Annotated in this window: 21 protein-coding genes and 1 tRNA gene; 12 read left to right on the top strand and 10 right to left on the bottom strand. The window is 48.7% G+C overall.

The features are described 5' to 3' along the window. Positions 1–426: 426 nt before the first annotated feature. The 4 genes from JSU04_09580 to JSU04_09565 form a co-directional block, all read right to left on the bottom strand. Positions 427–1,206, bottom strand: coding sequence for an AgmX/PglI C-terminal domain-containing protein (locus tag JSU04_09580; GenBank protein MBS1970548.1), 780 nt, complete (start codon positions 1,204–1,206; stop codon positions 427–429). 183 nt (positions 1,207–1,389) lie between these two features. Then, positions 1,390–2,220 (bottom strand): M48 family metallopeptidase, encoded by an 831-nt coding sequence (locus tag JSU04_09575; protein MBS1970547.1) that lies wholly within the window; start codon positions 2,218–2,220, stop codon positions 1,390–1,392. 24 nt (positions 2,221–2,244) lie between these two features. After that, the gene (locus tag JSU04_09570) at positions 2,245–5,397 is read right to left on the bottom strand and encodes an efflux RND transporter permease subunit (protein MBS1970546.1); all 3,153 of its coding nucleotides are present in this window, start codon (positions 5,395–5,397) and stop codon (positions 2,245–2,247) included. A gap of 136 nt (positions 5,398–5,533) precedes the next feature. Continuing rightward, on the bottom strand, positions 5,534–5,935 hold the full coding sequence (locus JSU04_09565; GenBank protein ID MBS1970545.1) for a FixH family protein: 402 nt from the start codon (positions 5,933–5,935) through the stop codon (positions 5,534–5,536). A 73-nt stretch (positions 5,936–6,008) separates the two neighbouring features. Between JSU04_09565 and JSU04_09560 the strand changes: the two genes are divergently transcribed. The 7 genes from JSU04_09560 to JSU04_09530 all read left to right on the top strand — a co-directional run bounded on the left by JSU04_09560 (position 6,009) and on the right by JSU04_09530 (position 11,659). Next, positions 6,009–6,461, top strand: coding sequence for a FixH family protein (locus JSU04_09560; GenBank protein ID MBS1970544.1), 453 nt, complete (start codon positions 6,009–6,011; stop codon positions 6,459–6,461). A 16-nt stretch (positions 6,462–6,477) separates the two neighbouring features. After that, positions 6,478–7,335 (top strand): hypothetical protein, encoded by an 858-nt coding sequence (locus JSU04_09555; GenBank protein MBS1970543.1) that lies wholly within the window; start codon positions 6,478–6,480, stop codon positions 7,333–7,335. A gap of 199 nt (positions 7,336–7,534) precedes the next feature. Further along, positions 7,535–8,194, top strand: coding sequence for a hypothetical protein (locus JSU04_09550; protein ID MBS1970542.1), 660 nt, complete (start codon positions 7,535–7,537; stop codon positions 8,192–8,194). Continuing rightward, positions 8,175–8,876: an iron-containing redox enzyme family protein gene (locus JSU04_09545; GenBank protein ID MBS1970541.1), complete on the top strand. Its 702-nt coding sequence runs from the start codon at positions 8,175–8,177 to the stop codon at positions 8,874–8,876. Before JSU04_09550 ends, JSU04_09545 begins: the two co-directional genes overlap by 20 nt. Further along, the gene (locus tag JSU04_09540; GenBank protein ID MBS1970540.1) at positions 8,873–9,538 is read left to right on the top strand and encodes a hypothetical protein; all 666 of its coding nucleotides are present in this window, start codon (positions 8,873–8,875) and stop codon (positions 9,536–9,538) included. Before JSU04_09545 ends, JSU04_09540 begins: the two co-directional genes overlap by 4 nt. Then, positions 9,516–10,418, top strand: a complete 903-nt coding sequence (locus tag JSU04_09535; GenBank protein ID MBS1970539.1) for a ferritin-like domain-containing protein — start codon at positions 9,516–9,518, stop codon at positions 10,416–10,418. The genes JSU04_09540 and JSU04_09535 overlap by 23 nt, the downstream gene beginning before the upstream one ends. Positions 10,419–10,441: 23 nt before the next feature. Next, complete coding sequence (locus tag JSU04_09530) at positions 10,442–11,659, top strand: hypothetical protein (protein ID MBS1970538.1); 1,218 nt, start codon at positions 10,442–10,444, stop codon at positions 11,657–11,659. Positions 11,660–11,672: 13 nt separating this feature from the next. Here the strand turns inward: JSU04_09530 and JSU04_09525 are convergent, their stop codons facing one another. Then, positions 11,673–13,778 (bottom strand): hypothetical protein, encoded by a 2,106-nt coding sequence (locus JSU04_09525; protein ID MBS1970537.1) that lies wholly within the window; start codon positions 13,776–13,778, stop codon positions 11,673–11,675. A gap of 204 nt (positions 13,779–13,982) precedes the next feature. On the opposite strand from JSU04_09525, the gene JSU04_09520 reads away from it, so the two are divergent. Continuing rightward, positions 13,983–15,551, top strand: a complete 1,569-nt coding sequence (locus tag JSU04_09520; GenBank protein ID MBS1970536.1) for a hypothetical protein — start codon at positions 13,983–13,985, stop codon at positions 15,549–15,551. Positions 15,552–15,637: 86 nt separating this feature from the next. On the opposite strand, the gene JSU04_09515 is transcribed toward JSU04_09520, so the two are convergent. Beyond that, entirely contained in the window at positions 15,638–16,282 is a 645-nt protein-coding gene (locus JSU04_09515; protein ID MBS1970535.1) for a dihydrofolate reductase, read from the bottom strand. Positions 16,283–16,394: 112 nt separating this feature from the next. Between JSU04_09515 and JSU04_09510 the strand changes: the two genes are divergently transcribed. From JSU04_09510 to JSU04_09500, 3 genes are all read left to right on the top strand, one after another. Then, positions 16,395–16,470, top strand: a tRNA-Arg gene (locus JSU04_09510). A gap of 43 nt (positions 16,471–16,513) precedes the next feature. Next, entirely contained in the window at positions 16,514–17,386 is an 873-nt protein-coding gene (locus JSU04_09505; protein MBS1970534.1) for a glycerophosphodiester phosphodiesterase family protein, read from the top strand. A 143-nt stretch (positions 17,387–17,529) separates the two neighbouring features. After that, complete coding sequence (locus JSU04_09500) at positions 17,530–17,721, top strand: hypothetical protein (protein MBS1970533.1); 192 nt, start codon at positions 17,530–17,532, stop codon at positions 17,719–17,721. Here the strand turns inward: JSU04_09500 and JSU04_09495 are convergent. The 3 genes from JSU04_09495 to JSU04_09485 form a co-directional block, all read right to left on the bottom strand. Further along, positions 17,718–18,173 (bottom strand): hypothetical protein, encoded by a 456-nt coding sequence (locus JSU04_09495; GenBank protein ID MBS1970532.1) that lies wholly within the window; start codon positions 18,171–18,173, stop codon positions 17,718–17,720. The genes JSU04_09500 and JSU04_09495 overlap by 4 nt on opposite strands. Positions 18,174–18,266: 93 nt before the next feature. Continuing rightward, on the bottom strand, positions 18,267–20,006 hold the full coding sequence (locus JSU04_09490; GenBank protein ID MBS1970531.1) for a DEAD/DEAH box helicase: 1,740 nt from the start codon (positions 20,004–20,006) through the stop codon (positions 18,267–18,269). A gap of 28 nt (positions 20,007–20,034) precedes the next feature. After that, on the bottom strand, positions 20,035–22,086 hold the full coding sequence (locus tag JSU04_09485; GenBank protein ID MBS1970530.1) for an adenylyltransferase/cytidyltransferase family protein: 2,052 nt from the start codon (positions 22,084–22,086) through the stop codon (positions 20,035–20,037). 232 nt (positions 22,087–22,318) lie between these two features. Here JSU04_09485 and JSU04_09480 point away from each other — a divergent pair, with 232 nt between their 5' ends. Continuing rightward, entirely contained in the window at positions 22,319–23,227 is a 909-nt protein-coding gene (locus tag JSU04_09480) for a ThiF family adenylyltransferase (GenBank protein ID MBS1970529.1), read from the top strand. Between the two features lies 1 nt (position 23,228). Here the strand turns inward: JSU04_09480 and JSU04_09475 are convergent, their stop codons facing one another. Next, positions 23,229–24,068: a hypothetical protein gene (locus JSU04_09475; GenBank protein MBS1970528.1), complete on the bottom strand. Its 840-nt coding sequence runs from the start codon at positions 24,066–24,068 to the stop codon at positions 23,229–23,231. Between the last annotated feature and the right edge of the window lie 146 nt (positions 24,069–24,214).

Genomic DNA, 24,214 nt, shown 5'->3' with positions numbered 1-24,214 from the left:
TCCTGGGGAAGAGATTTCCGAGAAGAAATCAAAACACACGAATAATAAACCAAAGCCCCTACGGAAGTGACGGAATAAGTAAGTTTATATGTTTTCAGTGCCTCCCTCTGAATAAGGTAAACTTATAGGTTGACCTTATTCAGAGGGGGCCGTTACCTCATGCTAAGACTTGCACGCTTACCGAAGTGTCGTACTTCAAAGACGTTGATTGCTATTTATTCGATCTGATCCGGAAAAGGTTCAATGAGAGTCGTAAGGCGAGGCTGTAGGCCTCGATGAGCTGCGCTGCCCTTGGGGTCTCATGGACGGAGGAAGGCCGGCGGAGCTAGCCAAGTGAGGTGCGTTCCTGAGTCAGTACTGACGTGAAGGTGGGAGCCCTTAAATGAGGGCCCCGGGGCCTCACTCGCGGGCTCGAGGTTTTGTGGGTTAGTTCGCGGTGCTTGCTGTCGTTGCGGTTGCTGGTTTGTTGGCTGCTTCTTTGGTGGCGTTGACGAAGCGGTATGTGTACTCGATGTGCGAGTTCTTCGTTTGGGCCTTCATCGCGTCTCCGAAGTTCCAGTCAGCCAATGCTTTTAAAACGCAGGCTTGGATTTCTTTGTTTTCGACGTCCGTTGCTTTCATCTGAGAATTGACCACCTTGCCGGTAGGGTCAACCTCCCACGCCAATGTCATTGAAGTGCCTTTGAACTCAACCTCAGGCTTTTTATGCTGCAGGATGCAGGCCCGCACATACTGACCGTTGACGGCAATTTTCTTTAAGATCAAAACACGTTTTTCATCCATCACGGCGCCCTCTTTGCGAGTCAGCAGACCAGGTGCGGTTTTCAGCTCGGACTTAACCGTCGCATCCGTGTTTTTAAGCTTTTCCAAGTTCTCAGCAGCGAGCTTCGCTTTGTAGGCTTGGTCGAGCTCATCTTCGTCAAGAGTGATATTCAGAGCCTGGAAGAACTGATAGTCGGTGTCTAAATAAATACGCTCTTCCTGGGCCTTCTTTTCTTCGAGCTCTTTGGCTTTCATTTCAGCGAGCTGTTCTTCAGCTGGAGTCAAATCCGTTGTGCCGGGCTCGACGACTTGTTTTTCAGGCATTTCTTGGTAAGCAAGCGGAGAGTCTTTTTTGTAGAGCTCTTTCAGAGCTCCGAGGCTTTGTGCCTTTGCGATGCTTGTTACAAATAAGCTAGCAAGTAGAACTGCAAAAATCCGTTTCATAGTATCCCCCATTACACGTTAATTTCAGCTACGACGTCCCACTTGATAAACTCAGTTTACCATGGGGGAAATTCAAGATTCCAGAGGGGAAGTGAAAAAAAACTTGTCGATGATTTTTGCATGCCCTCGAAAAAGCCCACTAGTTTGACAGTGGGGCCGCGAGGGCCATTGTCGAATTTTTAGCTATTTTCCCTTAGCTGCTTCATAGAGTGGCATAACTTTAGGCAGCAGGGAGGCGATATGCTCGAGACGGGTGCTGTCCGCAGGATGCGTACTCAAAATCTCAGGTGGCTTTGACCCACCTTGAGCCCCCATCTTTTTCCAGAGGTTCAAGGCTTCTCGTGGATCATATCCGGCGCGAGCCATCAATTCGACACCCATTGTATCAGCTTCAGACTCCTGAGTCCGGCTATGCGGAAGTGAGATAACCACCTGAGTGATGGCGGCAGCTCCGACAGAAGCCACGCCTGCGTATTTTTGGTCAATCACTCCACCCAAAACAAGCCCCATCACCACAGCCTGGCTGCCGACTTGGCCGGCAATAGCCTCCGCCATGCGCTCGCGGCCGTGTTCACGCAAGGCGTGAGACATTTCATGTCCCATGATCGCTGCGATTTCGCCATCTGTGAGCTGCAGTTTTTCAATGATACCGGAGTAGAAAATCATTTTTCCGCCAGGCATGCAGTACGCATTGAGCTCAGGGCTTGTAATCACGTGGACTTCCCATTTCCAGCTTAGAGCGTCTTTGCGAAAAATCGGCGTGAACGGAATGAGCTTTTTTGCAATCGCCGTGACGCGAGCCACTTGCGAAGGATTTTTATCAAGAGTGCCCTTTTTCTGAGCCTCTGCTTTGGTCTGTTCATAACCCTTCTCGGATTCAGCAAGAATTTGCTCTGAAGAGACACCGGCTAAATACTGCTTGCGGGTGACACCCGTTGCGCCTTCTTCTGTTGTGCTGGCACAAGACAAAGTAAAAAGAGCCGCTAGTAAAATAATAACTACGTGTGTTTTCATATCTCATTTTTAACTCTAGTTATTTTATCTTTCAAGGGCTGTTTGACCCACATGATCAAACGCTTCTTTCACTTCTTCCTTGCGATGGCCGGTTTTACGGAAACGATCAAAGAGAGAGTACGTAATTGGCACAATATAAAGAGTTAACAATGTCGAAACAAACACCCCGCCGATCAATGTGACGGCCATAGGTCGGAAAGTTTCGGAGCCGGCTCCGGTGCTGACTGCTGACGGGACGGCAGCGGCGATTGTGGCAAAAGACGTCATGATGATAGGTCGCAAACGAATCGGGCAGGCCTCCAAGAGAGCATCACGAGCGTTTTTCTTATCGCGGTCTCGAACAGCGTTGGTAAAATCAATCAACAAGATCGAGTTCTTTTTCACAATCCCCATAAGAAGTAACAAGCCGATCATCGAATACATGTTAATAGATTGGCCGGTTAATAAGAGCGCAAAGAACGCTCCGCTAAAACTAAATGGCAGTGCCATTAAAATAGTAACCGGATCCAAGAATGAGTTGAACTGACTTGCCAAAACCATATAGGCCACGAAAAGGCCAAGGCCGAAGGCAAGAATCAAGCTCTGAAAAGATTCTTGAAAGGTCTTTGCGGCCCCGGTTTGCTCGATGAAATAAGTCGGCGGCAGTTCGCGGGACTTCTGCCGAATGAAATCTAAGGCCGCTTGTTGAGAAGCACCTGGGGCCAAGTTAGCATAGATGGTAATAGCCCGCTGCCGATTCGCCCGCGAGATCTGTTGCAGGCTAGGTTTTTGCTGAATGCTGGTCACGCGAGAAATTGGAATTAGATTATTGCGATCGTTTCCAATGAGCAGGCGGTTGATTTCGTCACGCGGATTTTTTTCTTTTTCGAGCTGAACATAGATATCATAGCGATGACCGTTTTTGGTGTATTGACCGTTTTTCACGCCACCGATCAGGGCATTGACAGTATTTCCGATGGCTTCGATGTTAACTCCATGCAGAGCTGCCATCACGCGGTTAGGGACGATCTGAATTTCAGGCATCCCTTCGAGATAATCAGAGTCGATATCCACCATGAGCTTTGAGTCCGCCATGGACTTTTTCATCCACTCATTGAGCTCAGCAAGTTTGTCCCAGTCGGGGCCTTGAAGCACAAATTCAATCGGATACCCGCGGCCTGTGGAAAATCCACGGGACGACAGATCGAGCATAAAAACTTTTAAGTCGGGAATTTTTGCGAGTTCTTTGCGTGCGATTCCCATAAAGTCTTGCTGCGAGAGCTCTTTGCCGCTGGCGGGGTCCATGCCGCGTTCTCCTTTGTCTTTCATCGTTACAAACATAAAGCCGGTGTTGGTATCACTGCCGCCGGAAGAGCCGGTTCCGCCAACGGCAACATAGACGTGAGCGATTTCTTTGCGGCCTTGGAGCCATCGTTCAACTTGGGCCGCGCGGGTATTGGTAAACTCCAGCGACGAGCCCGTAGGAGTCATCAAGCGCATAATAAACAAGCTCTGATCCTGAGCGGGAGTCATTTCTTTGTTTAAAAAACGAATCGAGTAAAAAGAAGCGACAACAAAAACGAGTGACGCCATCATGATTGACCAGCGATGATTCAAGGCAAAGTTCAGGCTCTTTCCGTACCAAACTTTTCCATGCTCCATCATTTTTTCAAAGCCGCGGCCAAGAGCCGTCGACCTTTCGCCCTGATGGACGAACGTTGAACAACGCATCGGTGTAATTGTCAGGGATTCAAGCAGTGAGAGTACGACTGCAAGTGAAATGGTAATACCATACTGGAGAAAAAATTTACCAATCACGCCCTTCATGAATGCCACGGGTAGGAAGATTGCAATAATGGCGGCGGTCGCGGCGATGGCCGCAAAGGTGATTTCGCGCGCACCGATGATTGCGGACTCAATCCGCCCCATGCCTTTTTCGTTGTAGCGGAAAATATTCTCTAGCACCATGATGGCATCATCGACGACGATACCGATCGCCAAAGTCAGTCCCAACAGCGTGAAAGTGTTGAGTGTGAACCCTGCAAAGTACAAACCGACAAAGGCCCCCATGATCGAAGTCGGAATCGCTAACAGAACATTCATCGTTGCGGTCCAACTGCCAAGGAAAACCCAGCACACAAAAGAGGTGAGCAGCACCGCCAGTAACAAATGCTTCACAAGCTCATGCACAGCTTGTTCAATAAAGCGGCTGGAATCGAAGTTCACGTGGATTTTCATTCCCGGCGGGAGTTGACCTTGAATGGCCTTCATCTGCTCTTTCACAGCACTTGCGACGGCAACAGCATTTGAGCCCAATTGCTTTTTAATTCCAAGCCCCAGCGCCTGCACGCCATCGAAGCGCGAAATGCGATAGACCTCGGCGAGATTTTCCTCCACCCGTGCGACTTGGCCGATACGAATAATATTGGTTGGATCCTGCGTGATAAGCCCAGTGCGGCTCGAGATCACAAGCTGATTAAACTCCGGCACAGTTTTGGCTTCGCCCAAGGTGCGCACATTGAAAGCTTTTTGCGGAGTCTGCACGAACCCGCCGGGAACCTCGGCATGCTGATTGGTAATCGTCGACAGAACGTCGTTCACTGAAATATGATAACGAGTCAGCGCACTGGGTTTCACCCAAACGCGCAGCGCGGGATCCGTGTATCCTCCGAGGACGATGTCGCCCACACCGGGCACCAAAGTAAAACGATCCTTCAGATAGTCCTTCGCGTAACTCATCATGAAATAGGGGTCATTTTTTTCGTAGGTCAGTGCGAGCCAGATAATGGGTTGGTCATCGGGATTGGTTTTTGTAATGACGGGGGGATCGACATTGTCAGGTAAAAGTCTTTGCGCTTGCGCCACTTTGGTTTGGACTTCCTGAAGGGCAGCATCGATGTTGCGATCCAGTTCAAACTCAATCGTGATATTGGCGATCCCGGTTTTGCTAACCGAAGTGATTCGCGTCACGCCTTCAACGCTTGAAAGAGAGTCCTCCACCGGATCGACAACAGTGGTCTCCATAATCTCAGGAGCTGCTCCTTGAAGAGTCAGGGCAACGTTTACAACTGGAAAGTCGACATCTGGCAATTGGCTGATCCCCATTCGCTCAAACGAGATCAAACCAAACACGATGAATGCAAGAAACAGCATCCAAGCGAACACAGAATTTTTAATAGAAAGATCCGACAGACGCATTCAACAAGTTTAGACTTGTTGATGTACACACTCAGCGAAGAACCGAAGAAGAAAAGATCTAAAGAAGATGGAAAGGCTCTGTGACAGAACCTTTCCATCGTTGTCAGGATGCAGGAACGCTAGCGACAGCCAGCACCTACTCCGCGATCTCCAACGGAATCTCGATATCCAAGTTCTCGCCACCAAAATCAAAGTTCAATTTCACAGTCCATTGACCTGGCATGATGAACCAAGCATCTGTCACAAGGTAATGATTGTTGCCGATGTCCTGCATTGTCACAGGCGAAGAGCCATGGCCCATATCAGGCATCCAAAGAACCACTTTCAGGTTTTGAAAAGGAGCTGCATTTGGTGTCATGATATCCACGATGAACTGGTTGGCGACAGAGGATTTCAAGGCGCCGTAGAGGCCTAAGTGAGCGCAAACATCAGGGTTTTTAGCAGAGCACACGTTCGGAGTGTGAGTGTGGCCGTGGTCGTCAGCAAGAGCTGGAAGGCTGAGCATCAGGGCTGCGGAAACAAGTAAAGACTTCAACATGGGTAGCTCCAATTTTTTCGTTGGGGTTGATTTTATTAGTAAAAACTAACCTATTTTGTTAAGAATTCATCCCATGAAAGCACTTCGAAGTCTAATTTATTTGCTAGTTGCAAGTTCGATGATCCTGCTCGCGTCTTGTGCAAAACCAAACTATGAAGATCCTCAGCGCAATCCCGCTGTCGAAGAAAACGGCACTTGCAGGGCCTATCTCGCGCAATCCAATGTTTGCATTGATTTGATCTGGGATAAAAAGCCAAGCAAAGAGGCAAAGGGCTCTTTCTATTTGGAGTTTTATAATCCTGCCGATCGTAGTCAGTTCATTGACTTGCAAAACGATCTTGAGGTTGTATTGTGGATGCCAAGCATGGGCCATGGTTCAGCGCCCGTGAAAGTAGAAAAGACGAATCCTGGGCAATACCTTGTTTCAGATGTTTACTTTGTGATGCCTGGGGATTGGGAAATTCAAATTAAGCTCAAAAATGGAGCCACAGTCCTTGAACAAACTGCTTTGCCATACCGTTACTAGTTTTTTGTTAGCGCTAATGCCTGCCAAGGTTTTGGCATCGGCGTGTTGTGGCGGGGCGTTTTCAATTCCCGCCATCATTACCGGCGACGACGCCGGTCAGCTTTCCACTTCATTCTCACAGTCTCAGGTAGCGGCCGACGTCACGGCCAACGGCGTTTGGCGAAAGCGCGAGACCTCCGATGTTTCGCAAATCTTAAAAATCGACGGCGCCCATATTATCGACGACCGTTTTCAAGCCGGCTTCTCTCTGCCAGTGCAAACGCGCACGCGGGATGGGGTGCAAGGTGGAACATCGTCGGGCCTTGGCGACATTGCGGTTCAAGGAGCGTACGAATACTTGCCAGATTGGGATTACAATCCTTATCGGCCGAAGGGTGTGGGCTTTCTGACGCTCACGGTGCCGACCGGAAAGTCGCTCGAAGAATCTCTGACGGAAGATGCGGGTCTCAGTGCGCGCGGCCGTGGTTACTGGGCGTTTGGTGCAGGAACTGTTTTAACAAAGAGCTATCGCGCTTGGGATTTGAACTCTACGTTCGAAGTGCATCGTTCATTGTCGAAAACTACGAATGACATGACATTCACTCCCGGCTATGGCGGCAGTCTTTCTTTAGGAGCCGGGTGGAACTCGGCTTCATGGCGTTTCGGTGGCGCGCTTGCTTGGAATCAAGAGGACGCCGTCCGTGTCACGGGGGCTACTGAGTCCAATGGCAGTCCACAACGGTACGCCACCGGAACAGTTTTAGCGTCTTATCTCTTCCCTGAAAATTGGACGGGGATCGTGAGTTACTCGGATCAGACTTTATTTGGTAATCCCGAGACAGCGATCCTATCAAAGAGCGCCATGATTCTGCTGCAGAAACGCTGGGCTCGTTAGAAGAGTCTAAGGTATCGGAACCTCGGTGCAATTCGTCACCGCCTTTGAACAAGCCATTCGGTAAATGGCACTTCGTGTTTGGGAGCGAAAGTAAACTTCTTTCGCCTCATTCGCCGTGGTCTAGATTTGCTTAAGACTTAAGCGTGCAAGGTCTAGTCACCCTATACAAGAAACATTTAGATTCTATAATTTCTAGTAGATGAATGCACAAAATTTTCCCTATGAAGCCGTCGACAAGTGGCTGAAAACATTTCCCAAACTTCGAGTGCTTGGGCCGATGACGACAAAGTCAGAAGACTATTCACGCATGATTGAGTTTCGCCGTGAGTGGCATAAGCGAGACGCTCCTTATTTGACGGAGACGGCGCAAATAGAAATTGAGCACAGTCTGCAACTGGATGAACGCTCTTTGCATTTTGCTCTCGAGTACGAAGGCGAGATCATTGCTTGCGTTCGGGCGACGCCGCCCCCGTTTGAGCTTTCCGCTTTGTCGGATCAATTCCGCATTCATGCCGACGCTCACGCTCACTGCTACGAGTTCAGCCGCCTTTGCACAAACCGCAAAATGGGGCGCATGGCCTTGTACGCAAGCTTACTCGTGGTGAAAGCCGCGCAATACTTGTTTGCAAATCAGCTTGCAGATGGCATCGTCGGCATCTGCCGCGAAAATCGTGTTACTTATATGAAACGCCTTGGTCTTCAGAGTGATGCTTCACCCATCTGGCTTGAGGCGCGGCAAGGAAACTATCAGTTGTTATATGCCTCGAAGGAAGATCTCCTCGATTTCTACGTTCACCGTCTTGCCGAACTTTTAAATGATAAAACCCTGGAGGTTCTCCGTGAGTCTGAAACAGCTTAAAGAACGATTGACGCAAGAATTTATGAAGCTGGGTTCAAGCCCTTATCTTGCGCAAGTGATGGAGCCGGGATTTGCCGATAAGCGCCTGTATGGTTTGTACCTGCTGGAAACTTATCACTACACATATCACAATGCCCGCAATCAAGCTCTCGTGGCCACGCGTCCTGAGAGAATGGATGTGCGCTACGCTAAGTTTTGCTTAAAGCATGCGGAAGATGAAATGGGCCACGAGCTCATGGCACTTCATGATTTGAAAAATCTTGGATATGACGTTCCCGATGAAGACCACCTACCAAAGCCACTGACCGCGACCGAAACTCTGATCGCGTACCTCTATCATGTTTCGCGTAACGGCCATCCGCTGGCACGCCTGGGTTATAGTTTCTGGGCAGAGCAATCGTATGGTTATATTCAGCCTCTGCTTGAAATGATTTCCGGTGGCCTCGGTGTTCCGAATAAAGCAATGACGTTCTTCCGAGAACACTCAAGCATCGACGAAGTGCACGCCAAACAAGTTGAAGAGACGATTGAGCGCTTCGCAAAAACCAAAGAAGACTGGTCGGCCATTGAAGAGTGCATGGTGAACTCCCTCATTTTGACGGCTCGTATGATGGATCAGGTTTTCGAAGATTTCATGAAAGTGAAAGCCGGCGAGACTGCCAGGGTGCCATTCATTAAATGACGCCGCCTAAGTTCTTAGAACCTATTTTTGCTTTTTATCCGGTGATGCAGTCCGCCCTGATTGCCGGGACAGCCATTTGGTTTGTGCGCACTTTGGATTCTGAAGCGTTAGCGCTGTGTTTTTTCTTTTCCTATCTGCTGTCGCCTTTGATTTGGGTTCTGCTGAGAGTTGTCTTTGGTCAGAACTCTGAGGGGACTTATCACATCGGCAAGCGTGCCAAGCATGGCAATCTTTGGTTTTTGTACTATCAATTGCAATCCGTGTATTCACACTTTCCATTTTTTGAACGGGCTCTGAGAATTCTTCCAGGAGCTTACAGTGCTTGGTTGCGTCTTTGGGGATCTAAAATTGGCCGTGCCGTCAATTGGACGCCGGAGTGTCAGATTGTCGATCGCGGTCACTTGGAAATTGGCGACCGCTCATTTATCGGCAATCGTTCTTACATGAGCGCGCATGTTATTAAGAAAAGCAAAGACCGCTATTTTCTTTTTGTGAAGCGAATTCAAATTGGCTCTGACACGATGATTTCTTATCACGCACATATTAGTCCCGGGGTTGTTATTGGCTCTCGCGTTCACCTAGAGCCTGGGGCGGAACTTTATCCGAATATGCGGGTTGAAGACGGAGAGACTTTTAAATATGAACGAGTGGTTCGACCTTGATAAAGTACTAGAGGCGCCGCACTTGCAGGCAGGGCATCCGCTGATTCAGATTCTGGATCCGATGCTCAGCGCACGCGGCGCAACACCGAATAGAACAGCAAAGCCACATCTTTGCTGGGCCGCTGAACGTTTTGGTTTGCAGAAGTCTTCAGCTTTTCGGGCGCTAAAACCAACGGCTCAAGAAGACATTCTTTTAAGGCTGACGGAGCTGAATCTGTCCCTTTCGTATTTTATTGAAAAATCCGGCCATCATTACGCGGCAAAGATGATCTTGAGCTCTCCGGCTCTTGAAGAAAAAACATTCTATGCTTTGATGGCTTCGGAAGAGGCGACCCATTTGCGCTTCTTTATGAATGCCATGTGGTTTCAGCCGACACTGAAAACGCACTTTCACCCGATGCTGCCGATTTTAGCTGAAACAATTCAGTGGGGGACGCGCGATTGTCTCGTCTTTGTGATTCAAGTATTGCTCGAAGGTTTTGGGATTGCTCACTATTCATCATTGCGTGAAAATTGCATCGATGAAGATCTTAAGAATGACTTTCAAACCATTCTTCGTGACGAGGCAAAGCACCACGGCGCGGGGCTTGTGCTGTCGAAAGAGCAGCGTCTGACCCAAGAAACCAGCGATCAAATTTTCGAGCTCTCTCGCAAGTTTATTCGTGCGATGGAAGGGGCCCACTGGATTTCAGAGGCTTTTGGTGTTGCTGGGAAGCCGCTTTCGAGTACAGAAACGCAGACTCTTTTCGGAGAGCTTGGGTTTCAATCCACACTCGAAGTTCGCATGCAGCGCTTGCGTGAAATGTTTCAAAAAGTGAACTATCAAAGCATCCTGGATCGTCTCGACAAAGAGGGCGCGTTTCGGATTTCGTCGTTATAGTTTAAATTAAAAGGGGAATTACTATGTCCATTAAGAAAAACGCCTTCACATTGCTAGGCGCATCCATCATCGCGTTGAGTATCACAGCCTGTGTTCACAACCAAGTTGCAAAGAACGACACCACCGTTCAAGAGCGGGAGCCAGCAGCTCAAGAGGACTCTGCTTCCGGCGTGAAGTACTCTGAAATGAAAATCGAAGACGGCCATACGACGTTGATCAATCTTAAAACGAAAGATGTTGAATCGCCGGTGGTTTCGCCAGATGGCCGTAAGATTATTGTCGTTGGTGATTTGGGGGGCGCTCCGGTGGATTTATTGGTGAAAGATCTCACAAATCCTGAGGACCTTGGCACAAAGATCAGCCGCGGACCGTTGGATATTTTCATTAAAGGTGCGTTCTTAGCAAATGGCGATGAGATCGTCGCTTGCGAACTTGATTACAAAGTCGGTGCGTTGACTAAGACGGTTGCAAACTACGTGAAATCCAAAGACTGGGATCCGATCGGCTATCGCTCTGTGATCAGTTTCTATAGCAATGGCAAAAAGCGCGGTCAGCTCGACGCTTCAGCATTCGGCCTGCCTGATAAGACTTTCTTACAGCATCCACGGGTTTCTCCGAATCAAAAATGGATGACGTTCTATGTTCAGCCGGGTACAGAAGCTCCGACGACAACGACTCAAGGGATTTATCTTTATAACTTTGCAACTAAGAAGACCTTCTATCTTGGCAACTATCCTGACAAGCATCCAACATGGGATGCGCGAGGCGAGAAGATCTTTTTCCACGAGCAAGGCAAAATGGGAAATATCGAAGTGGCTCGTATCGGTTACTATGACCTCGCAATCAGCAACGACGACGTCAAAGTTAATAAACGCGTTGTCTTTGCAGGTGCGGGACGTCCTTTAGGTGAGACCTATATTTACCAAAAACATCCTGCATATCATGCCGGTTTGAACTTGGTATTCTTCCACATCAAAGAGGGTAAAGACTGCGCAACGGACGGTCCTAAGTGCCATAAGGCGTTTGCTGCTTACTCGATGGATAATCCAAAGCACGCGCCGGTTGAGATTAAGCTTGCTTATAAAGGTGATAAGGTTGCGCACACTCAGCACGTGGATGTTTCAGAACAGCCGGATTCGCCTTTGTATCTCATTGGCCGTGTGAACGGTGATAAGGCAGGTAAGTTACTAAGCGTCGACTATGCGGCTCTTCAGCAAGTACGTGACGAGTTCAATCATTAATCAAAAGGCGATCTTAATCCTCGGTGAGAAACTTAAAGAGCCATAAATCGCCGATGAGGGTGAAGAGAAAACCCAGCATGAAAAGCGGGGTCAAGCTCTTCACCGAGGCGAAGTAAGAAGTGAGAAAGATCAGCGACAGAACAATCATCATGGTGCTGACTTGAACAGAAGCAGCCCCTTGCCTGAGCACCCCCGTCGTGAGACCTGAGCGAGCAGGGCTTGCGAACAGATACTGAATCGTATTATCTCCTGACAAGCCCACGACAATCGAAGCCAGCGTGCAAGTCACATACGTCACCGGGAACTGGAAAAGCCAGAAGACCGAGATCATCATCCAAGGTCCCCACATCGCGGATACCAAGGTAGCAAAGATGTGATCATGGCCTCGAGCCTTGAGCAAATAGACAATCGCGCAAGAGACCAAGAATAAACTCACGGCAAGGCTTTCCAACAGAGTGGAAAGGACTCTGTCGCCGAACTCGGCATAAGAAACCAGTGTGCCGGCAATATGACAATGCTCGCCGCAGAGCTTTGTCGTCGTGTTTCGTAGTTCAGCAATGGAAGCCGTGTCGGTCTTTTTAAGGTAAACCAAAGCGCGCGCCGTTTCACCTTCGGTGACGAGCCGCCGTGCTGCCGGAGTGGTTCGCCATAACTGGCGCACCAAAGAGGCATGTTCTTCGTTCAGGGGTTTGGTTAGGTAGTCCTCAACGTCGTAGGGGCTTTCGATGGCTGCGACATTAGGGTCCTCGCGAAGCTTTGCGAGGGCTGCGCGGTTTTCATTTTCCATAGAAAAATCATCAAAGACGAGACTGACTTGGGACTCCCAGCCGCGACTTTTTTGAACGAAATCAAGATCGCGGCTGATGATATGATTTTTTGGAAAAATATTTGCCGGTGCATCACTGACATGCAGGCGCGAAATGCCGACCGCTGAAACAGCATACATAGCAAGAAGAGCGATGCAGATAGGTTTGGAAACTCTGTATCGGGTTGCGGCCTCAAGCCATTTCCGTAAAGCAGGCCGTGCTGAAGGGTGTGGCTCTAACCATGCGCGGAAGTACGGAAAGCGATTCAGTAATGCCGGTAAGAAAACAAAAACCAAACCCCATTCTAAAATAGAAGCGATGGCGGCAAAGACGCCAAAGCGGCGAATAATCGCAAGGTCCGCTGCATACAAAGAGATAAACCCAAGGGCCGTCGTAAACGAGGTAAAGAAACCCGGCATGAGCAGTCGGCGGAACGGGCGCCGCCAAGAGCTGCGTTCATGGGACCAGTTGTGATGAAGAATAAAAAGAAAGTCCTCGAGGGAGCTTAAAACGAGCATCAACGTCAGGATGTTCGTCAATATGTCCAATGGGCAATTGAGCGCCGCCATCAAGCCATAGACGATGACACTGGCGATGATAATGGTGGCACTGAATAAAATTCCTGGACGGATGTCACCAAAGAAGAGCCAAAATAGCACAAGGACGATCGCGGGAAGGGTGGCGTTAATGATCGTCGTCTGATCGAGGCCTTCTTTCAGGTAGTACTGATGAAGGGCGACGCCGGCGAAATGAGCCTGTAAATCAGGAATGTGGTCGGTGACTTCGTTTTTAAAACTTTGCATCACCTGACCGACGGCGGCGACGTCGAAGTGTCCGTAGCGGGACGGCGTTAGACTATCGTTCAGGTAAAAACTAATGGCGATGTCCTGTGCGTCTTTAGAGGTGATCGACGCGCCCCAGGGAGAGGTCTGGAGTTGTTTCAACTCAGAAGCGATATCCGATACAGGATTTTGTTTTTCGCATTCTGGATTGAGCACGCTTTCGATCTTCCAGCTCTTTTCGGTTTCGAGCGTTCGTTGGACACCGAAGGCGCTGAACATTTTGCGATAAGGTTCGCGGCCGTCCACCTCGTTCACGATCCACTTCTGAACGGTGCACAAGTCGGAACGATTTAATTCGCGGTCCTTTGCTGATACCACAAGAAAGAGATCGTTTTTATCGGCAAACGCAGAGTTCAATTGGCGGAGATCATTGTAGGTCTTGAAGTCAGGATCAACTAGATCATCGATGGAGAGAAGAACTTTCAAGTTGGTGGCAGAGATCGCTCCCAGAGCGGTGAGCACGCAAATCATGACCAGCCAGACCCTTGACATTCTATACGAGGATCGCTGTAATTTAAGTAAGCCCATTTGAATAATTCTCAACGAGCGCGCAGCAGGTCCTGATGATTTAGCTGAAGTGTTCTGATGTGCAAATTTAAAAAAACGCATGGATGAAGTTTACTTTAAATTGCGTGGGGTTGAAAACGAAATATAACTCAAGGAAAGAGAGAAAGTATGAAGATTGCCTTCATGATAGCCGCTTTGATTTCAAGCTCGTTGATGAGCGCGGCTCAAGCAGCTCCAGCCCCTCACAAAAAACCGACGGTGACTCAAGCGGGTACTCCGCCGGATTCAGGCGCGCCGATGACCTCTGAAGAATTCGACAAAGCCGTGAAAGAAGCGCAAACCCGTGGCGCCCGCGGTACTGCCAACGTCGATGTGGGTTTAGAGTCTGCATTGAGCGACAGCTTCCGCAATCTTCGTAACGAAATTATCGGCGGTCCGAAATTCGCTGACGGTAAGGAAACCGGTGAGAAGTTTGCCGGCATCACGACACCTGCTCAGCTCCATGATTTATTGAAGCGTTTGAATGACGATGCTTATTACAATAACTTGAGCCCAGATGCTCAGTACGCAGCGGCTCAGATGGCGCCGTTCATCGCGATGCGTGCGATTTTTAATCGTGCAATGCCTTTGATCGAGCCAAGTCCCTTCAGTCATTTGGAAAGCGTGACAGCTCTTCGTGCGATGGCGGCGGGTGTGATGGTTTACTTACCAACCAAGCAATGGGAAGCCGGCATTCAATACATGGTCGTTCCAGCGAACGACATGGGTGCTGATATCCCGAATGAAAACGCTCTTCATAACTATCTTGAAAAAGAACTCATCCAAGTCATCGCGACAATGGCGAAGCGTCTTGAAAAGTTGAACTTTGCGGCAAAGCCAATCTACTTTGATAACAAAGTATTTTACGGAACAGCTGATTTCACAAATCAGCAAGATCGCTATGTTCGCATCGGTGAACCTGAGCGCCGTGTGGCTTTGGCAAACGCCTATGCGACTTTGTCAAACCTCGAAAGCTTGAACGCATACAACTTGAATGGCTTCTTTAAAGCCGTCGATGCTTTAGCGAAAAATGCGGGTCTTGCTTCTGTGATGGGATTCAATCCGGATCGCACAACTTCGAAAAAACGTTTCAGTATCATCCGCGGTATCAATCAAAGCGAAGGTCTCTTCAACTTGCGTCCGGGTGGTAATGCTTGGATGATGGCGGCGTATACGAGCCTGACAAAGTCTGTAGCAAACGGTATCATTGCTTGGAAAGAATTGCGTGCCCGTGCGAATGATAGCGGTTCAATGAATAGCGAGTCGAATGCTTACGGTGTTGCAATGGATCCACGCGCGGTGATGGGTGCGGATCGTCTCTTGACAATTGCTGCGGCGAACTTGAGCTACACAGTGACGGGCAAAGGCAAAGAGCCTCTTCGCAGTGCGGTTGTGAGCAGCGAAGGCCGTCAGATCTCTTTGTATAACTTCTTCAGCAATCCACCAAATAGCCTAGTCGATTTGATGCCGAACAAGTTCGATGAGTCTCCGTACACTCAAACAGCACAGATCAACGGTAAGAATCGCCCATATCACAACTATCTTGCGGGCCGTCCTGTCGGTTGGCCAATCCAAGAATACCAAAAGATTTTCCCTGATGTGAAAACAAGCGCTGACATCCCATTCACAGCGCGCGTTCTTTCACAAAGCTGGGGCGGCTGGGTTCTCGGCATCCCAATGTCAGCAGTTCTTTTGTAATTAAGAGACAAAGAGCATAGTAAAAAAGCCACTGATTCAAAGTCAGTGGCTTTTTTGTTTTTAAACTCTATTACGCAAGCGGAAGATTAGGACTTTTCAAAGATGACGTGAGTCGCATTTTCTCCATGAACACTTTCTTTGACCGAGTAGCCCAGCTTCACAAGGTCAAGCCCGGCAAAAAGGTTTTCTCCCGAGCCAAGTACCTTCGGAGAAACTGCGAGGTGCATGAAATCGACGAGGCCCTTAGAGAGGTATTGCCGGATCGTCGACACGCCACCGTTCAATCGAATATCTTTTCCGCCCGCTGCCTTTTGCGCTTGCTTCAGCGCCGACTCAATTCCATCCGTGACAAAGTGGAAGACAGTGCCGCCTTCCATTTCAATCGATCTGCGCGCATGGTGGGTGAGAACAAAAACTGGTGAGTGGTAAGGAGGATTGGGTCCCCACCAGCCTTTCCACTCTTCGTCCTGCCATGGTCCGCGCACGGGACCGAACATATTGCGGCCCATGATGTTTGCGCCAATGCCGTCAAAGCCACGTGAGGCAAATTGGTTATCAACACCGGTCGTACCACCTGGCTGACCGATCATTTTTTTAAACGTGAGTGTTGGGAAAAACCATTCATGGACCATTTTACCATTGAGGCCCAGCGGATTATTGAGGTCTTGATGTAAACCCGCTCCATACCCATCCAAAGACAATGAAAAACTCTCTACACGCAGACGGCTCATGCATTCTCCCATCGAATGTCGTTAAAACAGGGACTCCTGAAGGTGATTTGAGGGTAACCGTCGCAGTCGGTATTGACAAGAACCTTGGGCAATTTTAAAAATGGGACAGTGTGACCTCATAGCTCAAGTGGATAGAGCTTTCGTTTCCTAAACGACAGATCCCCGTTCAACTCGGGGTGAGGTCACCAGTTATCGCCCGGGATTCTTTATCTAAGACATTGGAGGTTTTAGGTGCTTAAATACCCACTCTTTATTTTAACAAGCTTTCTTTTCTCATTCTCTTTTGCGCAAAAGCCGTTAACTCCAGTCACTCAGTGTAAAATCTCGGCCCCGGCCAAGAAGATGATTCTGGTCGCCCACCGCGGAGACGAACAGGGCTTTGTCGAAAACAGCTCCGAGGCTTTGCAAAGCGGCCTCCGCAGTAACGCGGATTACGTTGAAACCGACATCCGTAAAACCAAAGACGGCGTTTTCATGATTCATCACGATGAGCAAACCGGCCGAGTCACCACGTGCGGAGCTAAAGAAGTTAAAATCGAAGAGGCGACATGGGATTTTCTTCGCAAGAACTGCCATTACAAGGGAACTTCCGTGGGGTATGAGAAAATCAACTCCTTCGCAGAACTTTTAGATATGGCTAAAAATGCGAAAGCGGGGCTCGTACTCGATGTAAAACCAGTGATCAAGGCGGGCGATATGAAAGCGCTCGCCGATCAGTTATTGACTGCGGATCCAAAACGAATCGTGATCTATGTGAATGATATCGATGCGCAGAACGTGCTGTGGAAAATGGCAAAGGGGCTTGATCCCAAAGCAGATCCTAAATACAAAGCTCTCGGTCAGATGACTTTTCTCAAAATTATCGGCAAGGCTTCGGAGGCTTTGAAGAATCCGTCGCGCTACCTCGACAATGAAGGGATTGCATTTAACTTCGCCGAAGCAGATTGCGAAACTCTCCAAGCATTACGTAATCAGTACCCGCATCAGCTGCTCTATGGCTGGACGCTGGGAACGCCGACGGAGCTGCAGGCCGCGCAAAACGTCGGTCTTGATGGTGTTGTCACAAGCCGCCTGGGTGATTATTTAAAATTTCTTAAACGTTAGTAATACGTTTTCGTCAACTCAGCCTCAGATGGTGAGAAACTCTTAGTCCCATAGTAGAATGAAAACTCTAAACAGAAGTTAATTTTATTTTTACTATATTAACCCAAAGAGGGGTGATATGGGTCTGTCTAGAGGAGGAGTTTATGGAAGTATGCAACTACGAGTTCGAGACCCGCGAGGACCGCGAAATGGCCTTTCACAACATCGTGAAGTGGTACGGAGACTCCGTCGTCACCAAAGTGGAGTTTTTAGAGCTCACGGTGACAGCCCCTAAAGATGTCGCGTTTGAAACTGAACAAATCGTGACGAAGCACCTGGGCAGGCTTAAACGTTAATTGAGATGGTATTTACCGATAAAATCGTGAACGTAGGCAGGATCTAAACCGAGATTGCCAAGATCCTTACGAATAAGGGTCTTTTCGGCCTCGCTCAAAGGGGAGTCCATGCGTTCAGGATCCCAGCCCCAGCTCCAGTGATATTGATTCTTCACCGGCGAGCTGTGGCCCTCACGCACGCCCTTATACATGAGATTCGCCCAGAAGTTCCCGGCCACATCTTTCACGCACTGTCTCAAAGATTCATCGGCAAAATCCAAATCCGCCGAGTCTCCACCAAACCAATAACGTAAATCATGTTCAAAGCAGCAGTGTTTCCATAGATCGGGCTTTTGCGGAGTGCCTTCCGGGAACATTGTACAGTAGTCAGTCACAAAATTTCTGAGATGAGGCTCGCTCGCTAAAGCAGAGTAAGAGAAAAGAAAAATAAGAACGCCAAAGAAGATTCTCATAAGCTTCTTTCAGTAGGCGCCCGTTGCGGCCTCAAATCAATTTTTGAAATTTGCGAATGATAAATTACAGTCTAAGGACGGGTTGTTCCCAGACTATTCGAAGATCTTTTCGCGGATGTTCCAGTAGTGCTTCTGTTTTCGCGCGATCACGAACATCGGCAGGCGAAAGTGCTGCTGAATTTTGAGTACATCATCAATGTTTTGAATCGGCAGACGTTTCTCGGGCAGCCGGTTGTGCATGCGAATAAAATTAAAATAAAAAGCCCGACGTTCTTCGGCGGTATTTAAGTAAAAATATTCGCGCAGCGACTGGGCGTCGGCATCGTAATAACGGACTTCCAGGCGTGGCGTGCCGCGCTTGTCCTGATCCTTTTTAAAGGTCATTGAGTCCACTCGCATAACATGGGCATCTTTGAGGCTCATGGCCTCTTTGAGCTTCTTATCGTTATCGACAAGGATGTGCTTGCAGGAGTTGCAGGCGCGAGCGGCGATATCGTTTTCTTCTCCGCATTGATCGCAGAGCTTGAAGCGGAAACGAAAGCCACAGGGCTCGACTTCGCGCGAGTGAGGATCTTCGAAGGCTCCTTGGCATTTTCGGCCAAAGTGCTCGGTGATTTGCCCTTCGTTATCAACGAGGCCCCAGAAATTATTAATAGCGCCGCAGGACGGGCATGGCACCTCAACCCGCACGGCCTCGCTGGAGGGTTTGTCATCATCGATTTCCGGTGCAAAGAGGTCATGTCCCTGACCGGTGTAATCTAAAATCAAGCAATCCGATTTGCCAGGGCTTAAGCGAAGACCGCGGCCGATAATTTGCTGATAAAGGCTGACGGACTCCGTGGGGCGCAAGATCGCAATCACGTCCACATGAGGAGCATCAAAGCCGGTTGTCAGAACCGAGACATTGACAAGGTATTTAAGCTTCTTCTGCTTGAAAGCTTCGATAATCTCATCGCGCTCTTTATCGTCGGTATCGCCCACCACCAGCGCAGAAACGTAAGCCGGCAGACTCTGCATGATTTCAATGGCATGATTGACGGAGCTTGTGAAAATCATGACACCTTCACGGTCTTTCGCCATCTCGATGATGTTTTTAATAATCAACGGTGTTATGCGTTTTTGATCTTTCAGCAAAGCTTCGATCTGAGCTTGAACATAGTGGGTGCCATTGAGCTTTAAACTCGAAAAGTCATAACAGGCCACCGGTGAATCAATCTTCACCGGTGGGGTTAGGAATTGATTCTTGATCATGTAACGGATCGAAAGCTCATAAAGGCATTTTTTAAAGAACCGTTCTTCCGTCGTCTGCTGGATTTTTTTAGGCACATTGTAATTATAAATCCAGCCCAGTCCCAGACGGTAAGGAGTCGCTGTCAGCCCTAAAATGCATAACTCGGGGTTGAGCTTCTGCAGTTTCGAAATCACTTGAAAGTACTGAGTCTCGCCTTCGGCAGAAACACGATGGCATTCATCAATAATCAGCAGAGAAAAATTCTCGAAGAAGTCCTCCGGCGCTCGTGCGATGGATTGAATGCTGCCGAAGATGACTTTCTGGCTGACCTCTTTGCGGTTAAGACCTGCAGAGAAAATGCCGGCTTCTAAACCAAAAGAAATGTATTTAGCGTGATTTTGTTCCACCAGCTCTTTGACGTGCGCTAAGACCAGCACGCGGCCTTTTGCAATCCGCGCAAGCTCTGCAATGACCAAGCTTTTCCCGGCTCCGGTCGGTAAGACAATCACTGCCGGAGATTTTTCATTGCGGAAATGGCGGAGAGTCGCTTGCACGGCTTCAGCTTGGTAGGGGCGAAGAGTGTATTTCTGGGGCGTGGACATTCTCGTATTTTAGCGTGTTTAGAGGGAGCTAGTAAAGCGTCGAGGGAGTTTTGACGGCGTTCTCAATATATTTTAGAACTCCTTCGCGGCGCTCATTCATTTCATGAAGCTCTTGATCGGTTAAGAGAGGGCTTAAGAGCAATTTCATCTTTTCTGGCGTCAGGTTTTTAAGCGCTTCCAGGGTGCTGCGGCGGAAAACCTTGATTTCGCCGGTGTGGCCGACGGGGTAAGCACTTAAAGACATTGTCGCGTGGGTTTTCAAGGATTGCGAGAAATCTATCAACACTGGTGCAGACTTTCCGGTTTTCCAGTGGCGGCCGATGAGGAAGTTTCTATCGTTGGCATCCGTGTTGTGCATAAGAATATTTAAAATCCGCGCATCTGAAAAAAAGAGCTGCTGTTCCAGAGAATTATCTAAATGTTTGGGTGTCAGGAGACGCTCGGCATTGGGAATGGCATAGCTAAGAGCGGCTTTTTCAAAGACTTTACCACCGGCTCTAAAGCCAGCGACGGTCTTTGTTGGCGGTACGATATCCATGTTCAGCGCGCGGTTCAGTAAGAAGGCCGCTTCTTCGGCCTCGATCCGGTTTCCGTAGCTGCGATCCATCGGTCCTTCCGGTTTGAAGAAAGTCACTTGGTAACCGATGTCTTTCACGCGACTGAGCAGGATTTGCCAAACATCGTTATGGTGATATGTCAGTCCGTATTTTTCAGAACCTTCGCCACCTTTAAATTGCAAATCGGCTAAGGGCTTTGCTTCTTTTAAATAAGAATAAAGCTGCTCACTGCTATAAGTCGCAGGCTGCTCACCAGAGGAGTAAAGTCCCCATTCGCGAATCATCTTTATCAGTGTGGGCTTCATTTTTGTACTGTCCGGCGTTTGACCTTGGGCGATTTCAGCGCGCACATCCGAAGAACTCATACTGTCTGTTTTTGTCGTAGCAACGTGAACTTTCTTTTTGAGATGTTCCGGGACTTGAATGTCTTCGCCGCGGGCGTTGACGATATAGTTCGTGACCGGGGTCGGCTCAATCTGGTTGAGACTCAGGAGCTTAATAAAAGAGTCACCGCCATCAATGAGGTAAATATTATTTGATCCAAGATCCTGGCGAATCTTTTCAATTAAAACGCTTTTATCAAATTTTGAAAGATAGAAATGCGAGTCAAAGAGGGCGGTTTCGATTCCTGCTTCATTTTTTATGCGCTCAATAACCATGGCCTGGCGATAGCCCAGGGGCGTCGGCTTCTTATGATCGGGAAGAGCATTTGTGACGAGAATGACTTTTTCAAGACCGAACTCGGTCAGCGCGCTTTTTGCGACAGATACATGGCCTTCATGAACCGGATCGAAAGTGCCGAAATAAATTCCGATTTTTCGTTTTCGGGCCTCGGCTTCGTTTTTCGCAAGCTGCTCCAGAGTTGTTCTTGAGCCCATGGCGTAGTTCGATTGATCTCCTGAAACCTCAACGTCCTTGGCGCCTTGGGAAAGTATCTTTGCTAGCCAGCTGGGATTTGATGCCGCCGCTGGAAGAATATGCCTCCAGGTGTCGCCGCTGTCGGCGGGTTTCCCGTTGATGAGAACTTGAATCTCAAAACCATCGCGTTGAAGATCCGCGAGATCTTTCTTGCCATTTTGAAATGCGGATAGGATGCGGTGATGGCCATCCCAAATATCTAAAAACAAGAGGGCGTTCGTTTCATTCGTGATCGCATTTAAAAGCACTTTTTTGGATCCCGGCAAGGCTGGGTCTGGCCTGTGTTCGGAAACGCGCAAGACCTTGTGGCCGGGGGCAATGATCAAGTTTTTTAATGGAAATCTCAGAACGGCCTTCAAGCGAGTTTCGTTAGGCATCGAAGCTGAAAGGGCTGTCTTCCAGCTTCCGTAGCCCTTCAGGCCGTCCTTCAGATTCAGGCCCCACTGCCGAGAGTGGAGGTAGTCCTTGTTCAGCTGAAGTGCCGGGGAACTTACGAAAACATCACTACACAGGGGCGCTGAAGCGGCGTAGCTTGCCGGGCCAGTCAGGAACAGGACGGCTGCGGTTAATTGCATTAGTAAGGACGCGGTTTTAGCTGATGTCATTATTCTTAAAGGCTTGCAAGCAACAGGCCTGCTGTCCCGAATTTAAAATGGTGGAGAGTGTTTCAAATTGAGGCAGTCATGGCAGGAATGACATTTAATGCTGACGCTATCGAGACCCTTCACGGTCGGTATTGCGTTAAGGCGGAGGTCCAGCCTTTGGCGAGGAGGTAAAATTATGGATGTTGCCTTTTATAAACATACGGTAGTATATAGTTGTGCTATGGAGGCGGACGTGAGTTCAGTAAAAAAAATCTTTTCTGATCAAAGTTTGTGGCCAATGGATCCTGAAGAATATTACAAAACTCTGACATCAAGAAACCATCACTTTATAAGTCCTGAGACGCAAACGAAATTACGTCAGGTGAAAGTGTTCGTTGCGGGTTGCGGTTCAACCGGTGGTGCTTGCATTGAGCCGCTTGCACGTATCGGGGTCGAGAATTTCATTCTTGCAGATAATGGTGAGTATGAGCTGACAAATTTAAACCGTCAGCATGCTTTCAAAGAAAACATCGGCGACAACAAAGCGCAATTCCACGCGGAATGTCTTAAAAATATCAATCCAAATATCAACGTGAAATTTTATCGCGAAGGCGTGTCGTTGGAAAACATCGATAGCTCGGTGGAATGGGCGGACCTCATTATCGACGCCATCGATGTGACGTCGGCTTCGGGTATTGCCATGAAGCTCACGTTGCATGAGCATGCTCATACCGCGCGTAAACCGGTATTGACGGCACTTGATATCGGCTTCCGTCAATGGGGCCGCTCGTATGACTACCGCAATATGGGGCTTGAGGTTTTAAACGGAACTTACGAAAGAGCCCGCAGCGCACAGCATCCGTTAAAGGTTTTGCTGTCGATCGTTCCCCTTTCAGCTGTGCCGAATCATTCTTTGAAGCTGGTTGAAGACCTTCTTACCAAAAATAATATTTCAGCTTCGCAGCTGGGCTGCGCCTCTGATTTGCTTTCCGCAATCATCGTTCCGGTGGTGATTCAATTCGTAGAACAGGGGACACTGGTGACAGGCTGGAATATTGATCTAGTGAAGCTTGCAAAAACTCGTGGCGAGCGCTGGCGGGAATTTGTGGCGGGCTTCTCAAGCCGTCGTAAGATTCGTAAGCTCCTCGCGGCAACGCCATAGCCTACAGTAAGTAATTTAATAGATTTGCAATTTGAGTATAGATAAATGCCCCATCGTGTTTGCCTTGGGGTATGTTTTTGAAGTAGTGCTCGATCTTTTTCGCCTTTAGAATATCATGCAAAACTAAAGCACCTTCGGAGAGTCCGAACTCGTCTTCACTGCCGACGTCGAAATAGATTTTCTTACCGTTCCATGCGGATGCTTTCTCGCGCGCCAAAGTCAGAGGGCAATGGCGATAGAAGTCTTTGAGGTCCGTAAATTCCTTCTTGAACTCGCCGATAAGGATTTCCATCATGGGCGCGGACACCTTCATGCGAGCGGCGTAGGCTGCTCCATCGGTTGGATTCAAATAATCGAATTGAATCAAGGTTGGGAAGTGTGCACCCACGCCGGCAAAGTGCTCCGAGTGGCGCGCGAACATGTTCAAAGCCGCCTGGCCTCCCATCGACCAGCCACAGATGAGGCGTTCATTGGTCGATGTCCCTTTTTCTGCTGCTGGAACAAGCTCGTTCAAAAAATATTCTGAGAACGATTTTTTCTTATTCGTGGGATGGTGATGCAGAAAGCTTGTTCCAATATTTGGAAAGACAATTTGAACAGAACGCTGAGCAAGTGTCTCTGTGAGGAGGGGAAGGAGGCCCGCCTGTGCCGCCTGCGTGTCGTCCGCGTTGCCTCCGTGGAGCATATAGATTGTTTTTGTAATCGGTGACGAGCTGTCTTCTCTACGGAGAAAACCACAATGGAGATCCTGCCCGAGAATATCGGACTTAAAGCCAAAGCGCTCGTACTTCCAAGCATTCACTACTTGTTCTGTGGTCTTGCTTTTGAGCATGATGTGCATTTCTCCGTTGGATAGTTCTATCCACTATATCGTTAGGAGCTGTTTCATTTCAAAGTTTTTTGAGCCACAGCCCAAGCTGCTACAAAGACATGATCATTTAGATGCGACGATCGCGCCGGAGCACAAATAGCGCGTCGTCAACTCGC

The organism is Bdellovibrionales bacterium, assembly GCA_018266295.1.
Lineage (GTDB): Bacteria > Bdellovibrionota > Bdellovibrionia > Bdellovibrionales > Bdellovibrionaceae > JACMRP01.
This window is presented reverse-complemented; position numbering and strand designations above follow the sequence as displayed.

What these genes read in the sequence shown, in the direction of transcription:
- JSU04_09495 (MBS1970532.1), bottom strand. Translation starts at nt 18,173, where the DNA reads ATGAGAATCTTCTTTGGCGTTCTTATTTTTCTTTTCTCTTACTCTGCT.
- JSU04_09570 (MBS1970546.1), bottom strand. Translation starts at nt 5,397, where the DNA reads ATGCGTCTGTCGGATCTTTCTATTAAAAATTCTGTGTTCGCTTGGATG.
- JSU04_09485 (MBS1970530.1), bottom strand. Translation starts at nt 22,086, where the DNA reads ATGACATCAGCTAAAACCGCGTCCTTACTAATGCAATTAACCGCAGCC.
- JSU04_09500 (MBS1970533.1), top strand. Translation starts at nt 17,530, where the DNA reads ATGGAAGTATGCAACTACGAGTTCGAGACCCGCGAGGACCGCGAAATG.
- JSU04_09580 (MBS1970548.1), bottom strand. Translation starts at nt 1,206, where the DNA reads ATGAAACGGATTTTTGCAGTTCTACTTGCTAGCTTATTTGTAACAAGC.
- JSU04_09565 (MBS1970545.1), bottom strand. Translation starts at nt 5,935, where the DNA reads ATGTTGAAGTCTTTACTTGTTTCCGCAGCCCTGATGCTCAGCCTTCCA.
- JSU04_09550 (MBS1970542.1), top strand. Translation starts at nt 7,535, where the DNA reads ATGAATGCACAAAATTTTCCCTATGAAGCCGTCGACAAGTGGCTGAAA.
- JSU04_09525 (MBS1970537.1), bottom strand. Translation starts at nt 13,778, where the DNA reads ATGATTTGCGTGCTCACCGCTCTGGGAGCGATCTCTGCCACCAACTTG.
- JSU04_09540 (MBS1970540.1), top strand. Translation starts at nt 8,873, where the DNA reads ATGACGCCGCCTAAGTTCTTAGAACCTATTTTTGCTTTTTATCCGGTG.
- JSU04_09555 (MBS1970543.1), top strand. Translation starts at nt 6,478, where the DNA reads ATGCCTGCCAAGGTTTTGGCATCGGCGTGTTGTGGCGGGGCGTTTTCA.
- JSU04_09560 (MBS1970544.1), top strand. Translation starts at nt 6,009, where the DNA reads ATGAAAGCACTTCGAAGTCTAATTTATTTGCTAGTTGCAAGTTCGATG.
- JSU04_09490 (MBS1970531.1), bottom strand. Translation starts at nt 20,006, where the DNA reads ATGTCCACGCCCCAGAAATACACTCTTCGCCCCTACCAAGCTGAAGCC.
- JSU04_09535 (MBS1970539.1), top strand. Translation starts at nt 9,516, where the DNA reads ATGAACGAGTGGTTCGACCTTGATAAAGTACTAGAGGCGCCGCACTTG.
- JSU04_09475 (MBS1970528.1), bottom strand. Translation starts at nt 24,068, where the DNA reads ATGCACATCATGCTCAAAAGCAAGACCACAGAACAAGTAGTGAATGCT.
- JSU04_09520 (MBS1970536.1), top strand. Translation starts at nt 13,983, where the DNA reads ATGAAGATTGCCTTCATGATAGCCGCTTTGATTTCAAGCTCGTTGATG.
- JSU04_09515 (MBS1970535.1), bottom strand. Translation starts at nt 16,282, where the DNA reads ATGAGCCGTCTGCGTGTAGAGAGTTTTTCATTGTCTTTGGATGGGTAT.
- JSU04_09530 (MBS1970538.1), top strand. Translation starts at nt 10,442, where the DNA reads ATGTCCATTAAGAAAAACGCCTTCACATTGCTAGGCGCATCCATCATC.
- JSU04_09575 (MBS1970547.1), bottom strand. Translation starts at nt 2,220, where the DNA reads ATGAAAACACACGTAGTTATTATTTTACTAGCGGCTCTTTTTACTTTG.